General features: G+C 71.8%; 14 protein-coding genes. 10 read left to right on the top strand and 4 right to left on the bottom strand.

What is annotated here, in order from left to right:
- Positions 1-67 precede the first annotated feature (67 nt).
- The 7 genes from KZC56_RS01520 (at position 68) to KZC56_RS01490 (ending at position 7448) form a co-directional block, all read left to right on the top strand.
- Positions 68-673, top strand: a complete 606-nt coding sequence (locus tag KZC56_RS01520) for a DUF4916 domain-containing protein (protein WP_136044474.1) — start codon at positions 68-70, stop codon at positions 671-673.
- Positions 674-827: 154 nt separating this feature from the next.
- Positions 828-2312 carry an APC family permease gene (locus tag KZC56_RS01515; protein ID WP_136035651.1) on the top strand — a complete coding sequence of 495 codons (1485 nt, stop codon included), beginning with the start codon at positions 828-830 and terminating at the stop codon, positions 2310-2312.
- A gap of 14 nt (positions 2313-2326) precedes the next feature.
- Entirely contained in the window at positions 2327-3100 is a 774-nt protein-coding gene (locus KZC56_RS01510; protein WP_247637687.1) for a gamma-glutamyl-gamma-aminobutyrate hydrolase family protein, read from the top strand.
- A gap of 32 nt (positions 3101-3132) precedes the next feature.
- A complete protein-coding gene (locus KZC56_RS01505) occupies positions 3133-3897 on the top strand; it encodes an SDR family NAD(P)-dependent oxidoreductase (protein WP_136033124.1) in 765 nt (254 codons plus the stop codon).
- A complete protein-coding gene (locus KZC56_RS01500; RefSeq protein ID WP_247637686.1) occupies positions 3882-5267 on the top strand; it encodes a glutamine synthetase family protein in 1386 nt (461 codons plus the stop codon). The genes KZC56_RS01505 and KZC56_RS01500 overlap by 16 nt, the downstream gene beginning before the upstream one ends.
- A 1-nt stretch (position 5268) precedes the next feature.
- Positions 5269-6711, top strand: coding sequence for an aldehyde dehydrogenase family protein (locus tag KZC56_RS01495; RefSeq protein WP_247637685.1), 1443 nt, complete (start codon positions 5269-5271; stop codon positions 6709-6711).
- Between the two features lie 14 nt (positions 6712-6725).
- Positions 6726-7448, top strand: coding sequence for a FadR/GntR family transcriptional regulator (locus tag KZC56_RS01490; protein ID WP_136036287.1), 723 nt, complete (start codon positions 6726-6728; stop codon positions 7446-7448).
- A 6-nt stretch (positions 7449-7454) separates the two neighbouring features.
- Here KZC56_RS01490 and KZC56_RS01485 read toward each other — a convergent pair whose 3' ends face one another.
- Positions 7455-8522 (bottom strand): threonine aldolase family protein, encoded by a 1068-nt coding sequence (locus tag KZC56_RS01485; protein WP_206252836.1) that lies wholly within the window; start codon positions 8520-8522, stop codon positions 7455-7457.
- A gap of 61 nt (positions 8523-8583) precedes the next feature.
- Here KZC56_RS01485 and KZC56_RS01480 point away from each other — a divergent pair, with 61 nt between their 5' ends.
- Positions 8584-10053 (top strand): MFS transporter, encoded by a 1470-nt coding sequence (locus KZC56_RS01480; protein WP_247637684.1) that lies wholly within the window; start codon positions 8584-8586, stop codon positions 10051-10053.
- A 164-nt stretch (positions 10054-10217) separates the two neighbouring features.
- Here the strand turns inward: KZC56_RS01480 and KZC56_RS01475 are convergent, their stop codons facing one another.
- Together KZC56_RS01475 and KZC56_RS01470 are read right to left on the bottom strand one after the other, a co-directional pair.
- A complete protein-coding gene (locus KZC56_RS01475) occupies positions 10218-10877 on the bottom strand; it encodes an SDR family oxidoreductase (RefSeq protein ID WP_247637683.1) in 660 nt (219 codons plus the stop codon).
- 105 nt (positions 10878-10982) lie between these two features.
- On the bottom strand, positions 10983-12422 hold the full coding sequence (locus tag KZC56_RS01470) for a DUF6421 family protein (RefSeq protein WP_136028651.1): 1440 nt from the start codon (positions 12420-12422) through the stop codon (positions 10983-10985).
- A gap of 72 nt (positions 12423-12494) precedes the next feature.
- Between KZC56_RS01470 and KZC56_RS01465 the strand changes: the two genes are divergently transcribed.
- Positions 12495-12953 (top strand): Lrp/AsnC family transcriptional regulator, encoded by a 459-nt coding sequence (locus KZC56_RS01465; RefSeq protein WP_136037198.1) that lies wholly within the window; start codon positions 12495-12497, stop codon positions 12951-12953.
- Positions 12954-13043: 90 nt separating this feature from the next.
- Here KZC56_RS01465 and KZC56_RS01460 read toward each other — a convergent pair whose 3' ends face one another.
- Positions 13044-14069, bottom strand: a complete 1026-nt coding sequence (locus tag KZC56_RS01460) for an ArsR/SmtB family transcription factor (RefSeq protein ID WP_247637682.1) — start codon at positions 14067-14069, stop codon at positions 13044-13046.
- A gap of 45 nt (positions 14070-14114) precedes the next feature.
- Here KZC56_RS01460 and KZC56_RS01455 point away from each other — a divergent pair, with 45 nt between their 5' ends.
- Entirely contained in the window at positions 14115-14477 is a 363-nt protein-coding gene (locus tag KZC56_RS01455; RefSeq protein ID WP_247637681.1) for a cupin domain-containing protein, read from the top strand.
- Positions 14478-14482: the final 5 nt, after the last annotated feature.

The following is a 14482-nucleotide window of genomic DNA, read 5'->3' as shown; positions in this document are numbered from 1 at the left end:
CATCCTGCCAGGCGACACCGACGCGCCGCCGGTGTCCCTCGTCGGAGGGTGCTGATAGAAAGGACGCATGGCGGTGCGCACACCCGATCCCGATCCGGAGCCCGACGACGAGGGCCTCGGCGCGTTCCGCGACGCCACTCCGCCGGCGCCGGACGCGAACCCCGGCTGGCTCAGCGACGTGGAACTCGAGGAGGCGCGTCGACGCCTTCCCATGCTGTACGTCGAGGCGATCCCGGTCCGCACCGACGGCTCCGGTCAGGTCACGGAGATCGGCATCCTCCTGCGCTCCACGCCGATGGGGGAGATGACCAGGACCATCGTGTCGGGTCGCGTGCGCTTCGGGGAGACGATCCGCGACGCCCTGTTCCGTCACGTCGAGAACGATCTGGGGCCCATGGCCTTCCCGCTCCTTCCCCCGCAGCCGCTGCCGTTCACGGTGGCGGAGTACTTCCCGATCCCCGGGGTCAGTGCCTATCACGACGACCGCCAGCACGCGGTGTCGCTGGCGTTCGTGGTGCCGGTGACCGGGACGTGCGAGCCGCGGCAGGACGCGCTGGAGGTCACCTGGTTCTCTCCCGAGGCCGCCGCGTCCGACGCGGTCGCCGCCGAGATGGAGGGCGGCCGGGGCACGCTCATCCGGCACGCCCTGGCGAGCCTGGGCCTGCTGCGCTGACCGCGCGCTGACGGCCCCGGGAGCGGGGCGTCGCGCTGTTCGTCGTGCCTCGGCGGACGGGGATGATCGCCGTTCCGTGGAAAAGTCTTGCGCTGTCGCCGATCAATGGGCTAAAGATTAGACCATTGATCCAATCGGCAAAGGATGCTTCGACATGGATGCTTCGACAACGACGTCGCCCTCCGCAGAACAACCCCGCGAGCGCAACCTCCGCGGCAACCTCGGGGCGGTGGCCGTCACCTTCATGGTGATCGCCGCCGCCGCGCCCCTCACCGTGGTCGGCGGCATCGTGCCGATCGGCTACCTGCTCGGCAACGGGATCGGCTTCCCGGTCATGTTCCTCGTGGCCACCGTGATCCTGCTGCTCTTCTCCGTCGGCCTCACCGCGATGAGCCGCTACCTGCCCCGCGCCGGCTCCTTCTTCGTGTTCATCACGCACGGACTCGGTCGCACCCCCGGCCTCGCCGCCGCCTACCTCGCCCTGGTCTGCTACACCACCGTGCAGATCGCGGTGTTCTCCTACCTCGGCGCCACCATCTCATCGAGCATCGCGCTGCTCGGCGGGCCCGAGATCCCCTGGTGGCTGCTCACCCTGGTCTCCGTCGCGCTGGTCGGTGCGCTCGGGTACCGGCAGATCGAGCTCAGCTCGCGCGTGCTCGTCGTGGTGCTGCTCGCCGAGATCGGGATCGTCGTCCTGCTGGGGCTCGTCATCCTCGTCACCGGCGGAGCCGACGGCGTGACCTTCGGCTCGTTCGTCCTGCAGAACGTGCTCTCCGGGGCACCCGCGCTCGGGCTGATGTTCGCCATCGCCAGCTTCATCGGGTTCGAGTCCACGGTGGTGTACCGCGACGAGGTGCGCACGCCGGAGCGCACCATCCCGCGCGCCACCTACGCCTCCGCGATCGTGATCGGCGTCTTCTACGCGTTCGCCGCCTGGACCGTGGTGGTCGGCGTGGGGGAGGGAGACGTGATCGGCGAAGCCGCCGCCGACCCCACGACCCTCATCACCCGCGTCACCGAGCAGTACCTCGGCCCGGTCGGCTCGGTCGCCGTGGCCCTGCTGTTCCTGGGCAGCATGTTCGCGGCGGTGCTCTCGCTGCACAACGTGCTCACCCGCTACCACCACGCCATGGCCAACGCCCGCGTGCTGCCCGACCGTGTCGGCAGCGTGCACACCCGACACGGATCGCCCCACGTCGCCTCGCTGGTGCAGGTCGCCACCTCGGGCGTCGCGATCGCCCTGCTCGCCATCCTCGGCTTCGCGCCGGAGAACATCTTCTCCTGGTTCGCCGGCATCGGCACCCTCGCGATCGTGATCCTCATGGCCGTGACCTGCCTCGCCGTGATCGTGTACTTCGCCCGCACCCGCGCCCTGCGCAGCCCCTGGCACACCGTGATCGCCCCCGGCCTCGGACTGCTCGGGCTGGCGGTGTCCGCCGTGCTCATCGCCGCGAACTTCCCGCTGCTCGTCAGCGACGTCGACGCCGACGGCAACCCGGCGTGGGGCGTCATCAGCATCACCCTCGTCGCCGTCGTGATCATCGCCCCGGTGATCGGCCTGGTGCAGGCGGCGATCATGCGGGCGAGCGCACCGGCGGCCTACGCCCAGATCGTGCGGCGCTTCGACGAGAACGCCTGACCCCGAACCGAAGGATGGACATCATCAGTCTCCCCGCCCTGCCCCGGCCCCTGATCGGCATCTCCGGTCGTCGCACCAGCGGCGCGGCGATCGGCGCCCCGTACGGCTTCGCCGACGCCCCGCTGGAGGCGTACCTCAGCGAGTACGCCACCTCGGTGCTCCGCGCCGGCGGCCTGCCCGTGCACCTGCCCATGGATGCCGACCCGGCCGAACTCGTGGCGCGGCTCGACGGCGTCGTCATCGTCGGCGGCGACGACGTGGACCCGCGCCGGTACGGGCAGACCCCCGGCCCGTTCACGCCCCTCGTCGACCCGCAACGCGACGAGTTCGAGTCGGGGCTGATCCTCGCCGCGATCGAGCGCGCGCTGCCGCTGCTGGGGGTGTGCCGGGGAGCGCAGCTGCTCAACGTGGTCCGCGGCGGCACCCTGCATCAGCACCTCGCCGCGGGCGAGGGCGAGTCGCACGGCTCGTACGCCTACCCCCGCGCCCACCGGGTGCACGAGGTGCGCACGGCAGAGGGCAGCGTCGTGCACGGCCTCTACGGCGAGAGCACCCGCGTGAACTCGTTCCACCACCAGGCGGTCGACACCCCCGGCGCCGGGGTAACCGTGACCGGCTGGGCGCCCGACGGCGTCGTCGAGGCGATCGAGCTCGACGGGCTGCCGGTGGTGGGCGTGCAGTGGCACCCCGAGACCTTCGGCGGTGACCCGGTCTTCGACTGGCTCGTCGATCAGGCGTCCGCGCACACCGCGGTCGCCCCCACCCCCGCGACCGAGAGCGTCGCCTAGGCGCCGCAGACGCACGAACAAGGAGAGACACCATGCGACACGCAGACAGGAACGCCTTCATCACGGGCGCAGGATCCGGGATCGGCCGCGAGACCGCCCTCCGCCTGGCGAGCGAGGGAGCACGCATCCTCGTCACCGACGTCTCGGCCGAGGGCGCCGCCGAGACCGTGCGCCTGATCGAGGCGACCGGCGGCACGGCGCTCGCGGCGGTGGTGGACGTGCGCTCGCGCGAGCAGATCCGCGCCGCGGTCGCGCAGGCCGCCCAGGCGTGGGGAGCCCTGCACCTGCTCGTCAACAACGCCGGCGTGGTCACCGAGCACTCGTTCGAGACGCTGACCGAGGAGGCGTGGGACTTCGTCTTCGACATCAACCTCAAGGGCCAGTTCCTCGTGGCGCAGGAGGTGGCGCCGCTCATCGCCGAGTCGGGCGGCGGCGCCATCGTCAACCTCTCCACCGTGGAGGCACTGGTCGTGGTGACCAGCACCGGCACCGCGCAGCCGCACTACAACGCCAGCAAGGGCGGCGTGCCCATGCTCACCAAGGCGCTCGCGGTCGAGCTCGCGGCCAAGAACATCCGCGTCAACTGCGTCGCCCCCGGCCCCATCGCGACCGACTTCTTCGACTACGAGAGCGTCACCAGCCCCGAGGCGCTGGAGTTCATGAAGCAGCGGCTGCTCGTGCCGCGGGTGGGCCTGCCGAGCGACATCGCCGCGGCCGTATCCTGGCTGCTCAGCGACGAGGCGTCCTGGATCGACGGCATCCAGCTCCCCGTCGACGGAGGGTGGCTGACGCGATGATCGACGACGTGCGCCTGGCGCCGGACGAACTGGAGGCCGCGGGGATCCGCACCGTGATCGTCGCGACGCCCGACCTCCAAGGTCGGCTCGTCGGTCGCCGCATCCCCGTCGAGGGCTTCGGCCGGGTCGTGGCGAACGGTGTCGACATCTGCACCTGCGCGTGGGCATGGGACATCGATCAGGGGCTCGAGCTGATCGACCAGAACCGCTTCGCCCTGTGCGGCATGCACAACGGCGTGCCCGACGTCACGCTGCTCCCCGACCTCGACACCCTGCGTCCTGCGGCGTGGCTGGAGGGTGTCGCGATCTGCCTCGCCGACCCGGTCGACGTGCACACGCACGAGCCGATGCCGCTGTCGCCGCGGGTGATCCTAAAGCAGGAGCTGGCGCGCCTGCGCGACCTCGGTCTCACGCCGCTCGCGGGCACCGAGCTGGAGTTCTACCTGTTCCGCAACGACCCGCGGGAGCTGCGCCGCTCGGGGTTCCGCGATCTCGATCCGACGACCCTCACCCCCTCCGACTTCATGATCCACGAGGGCAACCTCTACGAGCCGTTCTTCCAGAGGCTGCGGTCCGACCTGCGCGCGAGCGGCATCCTCGTCGAGGCCGCGCAGAGCGAGTGGGGTCTCGGGCAGTGGGAGATGACGTTCGAGTACGGCGACCCGCTGGAGATGGCCGACCGGCATGCGCTGTACAAGCTCGCGGTGCGTGACACCGCCGCCCGGGCGGGCATGTCGGCGACCTTCATGGCGCGTCCGCTCAACGACCAGCCGGGCTCGTCGTGCCACGTGCACGTGTCGTTCGTCGACGACGAGGGCACGGCGCTGTTCTGGGACGAGTCCGACCCCGATCACCTCAGCCCCCGCATGCGCTCGGCGATCGCCGGGGCGCTGGAGCACGCGCCGGCGCTGATGGCGTGGTACGCCCCGACGGTCAACTCGTACCGCCGCAGCAACTCCACCGACGTCGCCGGCAGCGGGCGCACCTGGGGCTTCGACAACCGCACCACCACGGTGCGTGTGGTCGGCCACTCGCCGCAGGCGCTCCGGTTCGAGTTCCGCCTGCCCGGCGCCGACACCAACCCGTACTTCGCGCTCACGGGCATCCTCGCGTCGGCCCGCGACGGGATGCGGACGGGGGCCGAGCTCGGCGATCCGGTGCGCGGCAGCGCCTACGACCTCCCCGGCGACGGCGCCATGCCCGCTGACCCGCGGCAGGCGGGAGCGCTCTTCGCCGAGAGCGCGTTCGTGCAGGAGCTGCTGACGCCGGAGCTCATCTCGCATCAGCGCATCCTGCTCGACCACGAGTGGTCCACCTTCATGTCCCGCGTCACCGACTGGGACCTGCACCGCTACTTCGATCGGATCTGAGATGACCTTCCCCGCCCTGCGCACCTGGATCGGCGGCGTCGCCGAGGAGAGTCCGGAGGCCGACGGCTCCTGGCTGCACGACCCGAACACCGGCGAGGCCCTCGTGCCCACCGCCTCCAGCTCCCTGGAGCAGGTCGACCGGGCCGTCTTCGCCGCCCGTCGGGCGCACGACGATGGCCGCTGGCGCGGACTCGCCCCCGAGGAGCGCGCGGTCCGGCTGGGGGCGCTGGCCGCGTGGCTGGACGACCGTGCCGAGGAGATCGCCCGCCTCGACGCGCTCAACAGCGGGGTGCCGCTCGCGGTGACACGGCTCTTCGGCGGAGCCAACGGTGCGACCCTGCGTGACGCCGCCCGCCGAGCCGTCGTCCGAGGGGACGTCGCGGAGCTCCCCGCGGAGCAGGGCGGCGTGCGACTGCACCGTGTGCCGTGGGGACCGACCGCGCTCATCCTGCCGTGGAACGCGCCCAGCGCCATGGCCGTGAAGAAGACCGCGTTCGCGCTCGCCGCCGGAGCGACCGTGGTGCTCAAGCCCTCGTCGTTCTCGCCGTGGAGCGCGCAGCTGCTGCTGGAGGGTGTGCACGAGGCGGGCATCCCCGACGGTGTCGTCGGACTCGTGCAGGGCGGTGGCGGTGTCGGCCGCGCCCTGGTCGCCGACGAGCGCATCGCCGCGATCTCGATGACCGGCTCCACGCCGACCGGCCGCGCCATCGCCGCCGCGGCCGCGCCCCGGTTCGCCCGGCTGCAGCTGGAGCTCGGCTCGAACAACGCCGCGATCGTGCGGGCCGACGCCGACCTGGAGCAGGCGGCGCAGGCGCTCGCCGACGGCGTCCTGAAGCTGTCGGGGCAGTGGTGCGAGGCTCCGCGTCGTGTGCTGGTCGACCGCGCCCGGCGTGACGAGCTGGCCCGTCTGCTCATCGCGGCGTTCGCCCGCCGGACCATCGGATCCAGCCTCGACGACGCGACCGAGGTCGGTCCGGTGGCCTTCGCCGCCCGACGGGACGAGCTCGACGACCAGCGGGAGCGGCTGGCGGCCGCCGGCGCCGAGCTGCTGCGCGTGTCCGCGGTGCCGGAACGGGGATGGTTCTTCGCCCCCACGGTGGCGGTGCTCGACGGCCCGGGGCTCGCGGACGAGGTGTTCGGGCCGATGCTGCTCGTGGGCGGCTACGACGACGAGGACGAGGCCGTGCGCCTGGCGAACACCGGCCAGGTCGGGCTCGCCGGTTACGTGTTCGGGGCGGATCAGGAGGGGGCCGCGGCGCTGGGCACCCGCCTGGTCGCGGGCGAGGTGAAGGTCAACGGCACGAGTGTGCTCGACATGTCGCCGGCCTCCGCGCAGAGCTTCTTCGGCGCGAGCGGCCTCGGCGGGCACGGCGACGACGATGTGCTTGACTTCTTCACGGGGAAGCAGGTCGTTGGCACGGACCGCGCCGGTCTTCCCCTCTGACCGGAGGAGTGGCCATGGGCGAGCGTGACGACGCGCCGCACGACTTCTCCCGCGCCGTGCTGCACCCCGTGTCGGGCTATCAGGCCGTGGCGGGGTTCCTGCGCCGGGAGATGGCGCTCGGCCGCATCCGCCCCGGCGACCGCCTGCCTCCGGAGCGGCGTCTGGCGGAGCAGCTCGGCGTCTCGCGCGAGACCCTGCGGCAGGCGCTGCGCATCCTGGAGGGGAGCGGCCAGATCGTCATCACCCGGGGAGCGTCCGGCGGGGCGATCGTCCAGGACGCGGCGCTGGATCCGCGGCTCATCCGCGACGAGGTGCGCACGCGCTCGGCCGAGATCGGCGAGCTCACCGAGTTCCGCGAGATCGTCGAGTCCGGTGGGGCGGCGCTCGCGGCGGCGCGACGCAGCACGGCGGATCTGGAGGCGATGGCCCTCGCCCAGAGCGAGCTGGCGGGGGCGGCCACCAAGGCCGAGTCCCGCATCGCCGACACGCACTTCCATCTCGCGCTCGCCGCGGCGTCGGGCAACACGTTCGTGCGCGACGCGGTGGAAGAGGCGCGCGTGCGGATGTTCGAGCCCGTCGACCTGATGAGCTTCGACTTCGTGAAGGAGTCCAGCTGGCACGCGCACGAGCGCATCCTCGATGCCGTGCGGCGGGGCGACGCCGACGCGGCCGATGCGGCGATGCGCGCGCACCTGCGCACCACGCGCGAGGAGTTCACGCGCGTGGTCGACGACTGAGACCGCTCAGGCGGTGGTGAGGCGTCCGAGCGCGTCGACGAAGGCGTCCACGTCGGACTCCTCGGTGTCGAAGCCGCACATCCACCGCACCTCGCGCCGGGCCGCGTCCCAGTCGTAGAAGCGGAACACGTCGCGCAGCCGGTCGGCAACGCCCTCGGGCAGCGTCGCGAAGACGCCGTTGGCCTGGGTGGGCTGGGTGAACTCGACACCGGCGACGGAACCGTCGGCGAGCCCCGCCTCGATGCGGGAGCGGAGCCGGGCGGCCATGGCGTTCGCGTGCCGGGCGTTGCGCAGCCACAGGTCGCCCTCGAGCAGCGCGATCAGCTGCGCCGAGACGAAGCGCATCTTCGACGACAGCTGCATGTTGAACTTGCGGGCGTAGGGCAGCCCGTCGGCGGCGGAGGGGTTCAGCACCACGATGGCCTCGCCGAGCATGGCCCCGTTCTTCGTGCCGCCGAAGGTCAGCACGTCCACGCCGACGTCGCGCGTGAAGGCGCGCAGCGGGAGGTCGAGTGCGGCGGCCGCGTTGGACAGCCGGGCGCCGTCGAGGTGCAGCTTCATGCCCCGCTCGTGCGCGTGGTCGGCGATCGTGCGGATCTCGTCGGCCGTGTAGAGGGTGCCGAGCTCGGTGGACTGGGTGATCGACACGACCAGCGGCTGCGCGCGGTGCTCGTCGCCCCAGCCCCACGCCTCGCGGTCGATGAGCTCGGTGGTGAGCTTGCCGTCGTCGGTGGGCACGGTGAGCAGCTTGAAGCCGCCGATCTTCTCGGGCGCGCCACCCTCGTCGACGTTGATGTGCGCGGTCGATGCGGCGATCACGGCACCCCAGCGCGGCAGCATCGACTGCAAGCCGGTGACGTTCGCGCCGGTCCCGTTGAACACCGGGAACGCCTGGACGCCCTCGCCGAAGTGCTGCTGGAAGACCTCCTGCAGGCGGGCGGTGTAGGCGTCTTCGCCGTACGCCACCTGGTGGCCACCGTTCGCGGCGGCGATCGCGGCGAGGACCTCGGGGTGGATGCCGGAGTAGTTGTCGCTGGCAAAGCCCCGCAGAGCGGGGTCATGGGGGATGCTCACCGGTCAAGCCTAATCGCGGTTCCCCTACCGGATGTCCGAGCCCCGCCCTACCCTCGAACCCATGGAGCGCACCGCGGCGAAGACGGCCTTCGCGAACGTCCTCGTCAACACGTTGATCGCCAACGTGACGACGAGCTTCCTCTGGTTCGCCCTCACGTTCTGGGTGTACATCGAGACGCGGTCGGTGCTGGCCACCGGGATCATCGGCGGCGCCTACATGCTGTTCGTCGCGTTCTTCGCGATGTTCTTCGGCACGATCGTCGACCGGCACCGCAAGCACCGGGTCATGCTGCTGTCGAGCGTCATCTCGGCGGTGGCGTTCCTGGTCGCGGGCGTGCTCTACGTGTGGCAGCCCGAGGCGGCGCTGCTCGACCTGGGCGGCCCGTGGTTCTGGCTGTTCTCTGGCATCATCCTGTTCGGCGGCGTGATCGAGCAGCTGCGCAACATCGCGCTGTCCACGACGGTGACACTGCTGGTGCCCGAGGAGAAGCGGGCCAACGCGAACGGTCTGGTCGGCACGGTGCAGGGCATCGCGTTCCTCGTGACCAGCGTGTTCTCCGGCCTGTCGATCGGGTTCCTCGGCATGGGGTGGACGCTGGGGATCGCGATCGTGGCGATGGCGCTCACCTTCGCGCACCTGCTGTTCATCCGCATCCCGGAGTCCGAGCCGGAGGTCGACCCCGAGGCGAAGAGCGCGGTCGACTTCCGCGGCAGCGTGCAGGCCATCCGGCAGGCGCCCGGGCTGTTCGCCCTCATCGTGTTCTCCACGTTCAACAACCTCATCGGCGGCGTCTACATGGCGCTCATGGACCCGTACGGCCTCACGCTGTTCGATGCGCAGATGTGGGGCTTCGCGCTCGCGTTCTCCTCCACCGGCTTCCTCATCGGCGGCGGTCTGGTCGCGAAGTTCGGCCTGGGCAAGAAACCGGTGCGCACGATGCTGCTCGTGGTGATCGCGATGGGGCTCCTCGGCGCGATCTTCATGCTGCGCGAGTGGTGGCCGCTGTACGTGCTGGGCATGTGGGTGTACATGGCGCTGGTCCCTCCGGTCGAGGCCGCCGAGCAGACGGTCATCCAGAAGGTCGTGCCGTTCACGCGACAGGGGCGGGTGTTCGGCACGGCGGCGGCGATGGAGGCCGCGGCCGCCCCGATCACGGCCTTCCTCATCGCGCCGATCGCGGAGTACGTCGTGATCCCGTACATGGACACCGCCGAGGGGCAGCGGCAGTGGGAGTGGCTGCTCGGCGAGGGTGAGGCGCGCGGCATCGCCCTCATCTGCCTGTTCGCCGGACTGATCATGGTCGTCGCGGCGACGCTGGCGTTCTTCACGCGGTCGTACCGTCACCTCACCGAGCTGTACGCGACGGCGCCGGATCAGGCGCCCGACGCGACGGACGAGGGCACCGGCCCCGCGGCACACGATCCTCTCGGTGAGCGGCAGGAGACGGGCGACGCGCGCGACCGCCGCGCGCACGGCCACCACCCCGATGCGCCCCCGGTCGTCCGCGGCATCCCGCCCGAGTCCCGCTGACCCACACGGACGCAGCCCCGCCCGGAGCCCGCCCGCCCGCAGCCCGCCCGCCCGCAGCCCGCCCGTCCGCCGTCCGCAGCCCGCCGTCCGCAGCCCGCGCGTCCGCAGCCCGCGCGTCCGCAGCCCGCCCGTCCGTCGCCCGTAGTCCGCGCGACGTCAAAGAATCAGCCCAGGTCGATGATCCGGTCGTTGAGCTCGGCCGCGTCGTCTTCCCACAGCGCGGCGACCCGGGCCGCGAGGGCTGCGGGGTCGAGCGCCTTCGCGCGGAACACCACCGCGGCGGCGCGCAGCGGCTCGCCGGCGTCGCGCGCAGCCTTCGCGTACCCGTGCGCCACCGCGCGCGTCCACGCCTCGCTCGCCGCCTTCACCGCCGCGTAGTTCGCGCCACCGGCGAGGGGGCGCGCGACCGCCGTCGACGACACGACCGCGAACCGCCCGGCCGTCGAGGCGCGCAGGGCCGCATCGAACGCCCGGCTGGTGGCCCGCACGGCCCCGAGTGCCGGGAGCAGCGCGTCGAAGTCCTCGTCGCTCTGTCCCGCGAGACCTCCGCCGCCGCGCCAGCCGCCCACGAGCGGCACCACGGCATCGACGGGTCCGAGCTGCTCCGCGAGCGCGGTCATCTCCGCGAGGGAGGTCGCATCGGCCACCCGGGTCTCGGCTCCCGCGTCGGCGAGAGGGGTGAGGCGTTCGGCCGAGCGGCCGGTGGCGACCACCCGCGCGCCGGCGTCGTGCAGGGCCCGGGTGACGGCGAGTCCCGCGGCGCTGGTGGCCCCGGCCAGGAGCACGGTGCGTCCGCGCGGTCCGTGCGGCGTGATGTCGGTCATGCGATCACTCTCCTCCTGCCGAGAAGGCCTCTGCGGCCGGACCCGGATTCGGGTCTCCGGCCGCAGAGGCTGTGCGCCCCAGCGTCACAACGGTGGCGGTGCGGATCAGTCGTCCGTGCCGCGGATGCCGACCGTCGATTCGATGACGGGCTTCATCTTCTTGTCGAGCGTCTCGAAGAACATCGACAGGGGGAACTCGTCGTCCATCACCGCGTCGGTGTAGCCCTTCGGGGCGCCGGCGAGGATCTCGTCCGAGAGTCCGCGTGCCCACTGCGAGGCGGGGTGCGGGGTGAGCGTGCCGCGCACGAGGTCGTAGGCGGCGAGCCAGTGCGCGACCTTCGGACGGTCGATCGAGTGCCAGTACAGGTCGTCGATCGCATCGCCCAGCGCCACGACCGCGTCGGGTACGCTGTCCCAGTCGAACGCCAGGGCCGTGTCGGTCCAGTGCAGCACGCCGCGCTGGTGCAGCCACGCGAACAGCAGCTGGCCGCCCACCGCGTCGTAGTTGCGGACGCGGGTGCCGGTGATCGCGAAGCGGAAGATGCGGTCGAAGATCACGGCGTACTGCACCAGGTGCGCGTACTCGTGCATCTCGCGCTCGGTCTCGGTGAGCTCCTCGCCCGCCGCCACGCGGGCGTCGAGGGCGCGCTCGATCTTGACCGACTCGCGGAACGCGGTCATGTCGCAGCGCATCTCCTCCAGCGAGTAGAGGAAGAACGGCATCCGCTGCTTGATCATGAACGGGTCGAACGGCAGGTCGCCGCGCATGTGCGTGCGGTCGTGGATGATGTCCCACATCACGAACGTCTTCTCGGCCATCTCCTGGTCGTCGAGCATCGCGGCGGCGCGCTCCGGCAGCTCCAGGTTCGTGATCCCGGCGGCGGCGCGGACGACCCGGCGGTAGCGGGCGGCCTCGCGGTCCTGGAAGATGGCGCCCCACGTGAACGTCGGGATCTCGCGCATGGCGACGGTCTCGGGGAACAGCACGGCGGAGTTGGTGTCGTAGCCCGGGGTGAAGTCGACGAGTCGCAGCGAGACGAACAGCTTGTTGCCGTAGTCGCCGGCCTCGAGCGCGGCGATGAACTCGGGCCAGATGGTCTCGACGATCAGCGCCTCGACCAGGCGATCGCTGGAGCCGTTCTGGGTGTACATCGGGAAGACCACGAGGTGGCGGATGCCGTCGATGCGGTGCTGCTGCGGCTGGAAAGCCACGAGGGAGTCGAGGAAGTCCGGCACGCCGAAGTCCTCCGACGCCCACCGCTCGAAGTCGGCGACGGACGCGGCGAGGTAGTCGGCATCGTGCGGGAAGGCGGGGGCGAGGGCCTGGATGCTCGCGGTGATCGCGCCGACGAGCGCGCGGGCGTCGTCGTGGTGCGCGGCCTCGGGGATCGAGCCGTCTTTGATCTGCAGCTCGCGCAGCGCGATGGCGGCCGACTTCAACTGGGTCCAGGCGGCGGACTGCTCCGCGGTCGACGCGTCCTCGACGACCTCGGGTTCGCCGACGATGGCCTGGACAGCGGAACTGTTGGCGGAAACGAGGGACATCGGAACCTCCGATCGCAGTGTTTAACGGAAAGATTCCGGCGAATACGGAATCCTGACGATAATCTTACAGCCATGGATGATTCTGTCGACCGCGCGATCCTGGCCGCGATCTCCCGTGACGGCCGCGCCACGCTGTCCCAGCTGTCCGAGGCCGTCGGCCTCTCGGTCTCCGCCGTGCAGTCCCGCCTGCGCCGCCTGGAGACGCGCGGGGTGATCTCCGGCTACCGAGCGATCCTCGACCCGGAGCAGGTGGGCACTCCGCTGTCGGCGTTTATCGAGATCACCCCGCTCGACCCCGCCCAGCCCGACAACGCGCCGGAGCTGCTCGAGCACCTGGGCGCGATCGAGGCCTGTCACTCCATCGCGGGAGAGGCGAGCTACATGCTGTTCGTCCGCGTTCCGACCCCCCGCGACCTGGAGCAGCTCGTGCGCGACGTCCGGCTCGCCGCCAACGTGAGCACCCGCACGACGGTGGTGCTGCAGACCTACTACGAGCACCGCCCGATCATCCCGGTCGGCGCCGGGGAGTAGTCCACCGCCGCAGCGCGCACCGTCGGCCGGCATCCGCGTCGCGTCGCCGCGGTCTGCGCCGTCGAACGACCGCGCGCTGACCCGCCCGTGTCAGAGCGCCGCGCCGACCACGGCCTCGCCGAGCGGGGTGCGCAGGTGCAGCATGCGGCTGCCGCGGCGCTCGCTCGCGATCAGCCCCGACTCCCGCAGCACGGTCAGGTGGTGCGACGCCGTCGACACCGCGATCCCGGCCTCCGCGGCGACCTGCGACGTGGTGCGCTCGGCGCCCGCCCGCAGCAGGATGCCGGCCCGGGCCGGGCCGAGCAGGGCACCCAGGGCCGACTCGACCTCGGTGGTGTCGCGCGCCCACCCGGCCGTGACCCCGCGGGCCGGATAGAAGAGGGTCGGCTGCGCGGGCGGCTCGGTGAGCACCATGCAGCCCCACGACGACATCACGGAGGGCACGAGCACCAGTCCGCTGCCGCGGCAGTCGACCCGCTCGCTGTGCCGCCGCAGCGACACCCGCACGGCGCCGTCGCCCCACGACACCTGCCGATGCAGGTCGCTCGCCATCCCCGCGATGCCCGACGTGGCGATCGCGCGTGCCCGCACCGCGATGTCCGCGCGCAGGAGCCGTTCGAGCTGCGGCCAGACCGGGTCCAGCACCACCTCCCACAGCTCCGACCAGGCGTCGGCGATCCGCGCCCTGGCCCGCGCCGGATCGTCCCGCATGTCCCGCAGCGCCTCGCGTCGACGGCCGGCGGAGCGCTGCACCATCTTCCCGAGGTCCACGCGCATGGGCTCCAGCGCGGTCGTGCGGAGCGCCGCGAGCTCCGCCTCCGGGGTGAGGTCCCACCGCGGGGTCGTGGTGAGGAAGTCGGGAAGGTAGCCGTCGTCGCCGATCACCGCGGCGAGCAGCGCGAAGCCGTCGCGCGGCAGCCGTTCGCGCACGACGCGCAGCCACCCCCACTGGAGCGGATGCGCCGCCGGGCGGAGGAGGGCGCGGACGGCGTGGGCCAGTTCGTGGCCGGGGGAGACACCGAAGCGCACCGCCTCCATGTCACCGGGACTCAGGTGGAACTCGACCCGGTGGTCAGGATGCTCCCGCCCCTCGATGGGCGTTGAGTTTCGATCCACATCGAAACACTAGGGGCCCGCGGGTGCGCTGTCGAGACTGGGCACATGACCACCACACCCGCTCCCTCGTCGCTCGTCCGCGACGCCGACCTCCGCATCGGCACCGGCCGCAGCCGCCGGTTCGTCGGGGCCGAGCACGGCGCCGACGTGTCCTATTTCTTCGTCGAGAATCAGCCGGGCGAGGGTCCAGGGCTGCACTGGCACCCGTACTCGGAGACCTGGGTGGTCCTCGAGGGGACCGTCCGCCTCCGCGTCGGCGACCGGCTCCTCCTCGCCGGACCGGGCGACACCGCCACGGTCGCCGCCTTCACGCCGCACGGCTTCACGAACGCGGGGGAGGGGCTGCTGCGCATCCTGTGCATCCACGCCTCCGCCACCATCGTCCAGACCTTCCTCGACAACGACTGATCAGG

The sequence above is a fragment of the Microbacterium sufflavum genome (genome assembly GCF_023091155.1).
Taxonomy (GTDB): domain Bacteria; phylum Actinomycetota; class Actinomycetes; order Actinomycetales; family Microbacteriaceae; genus Microbacterium; species Microbacterium sufflavum.
The sequence above is the reverse complement of the archived record's forward strand: the minus strand, read 5'-3'. Positions and strand labels throughout refer to the sequence as shown.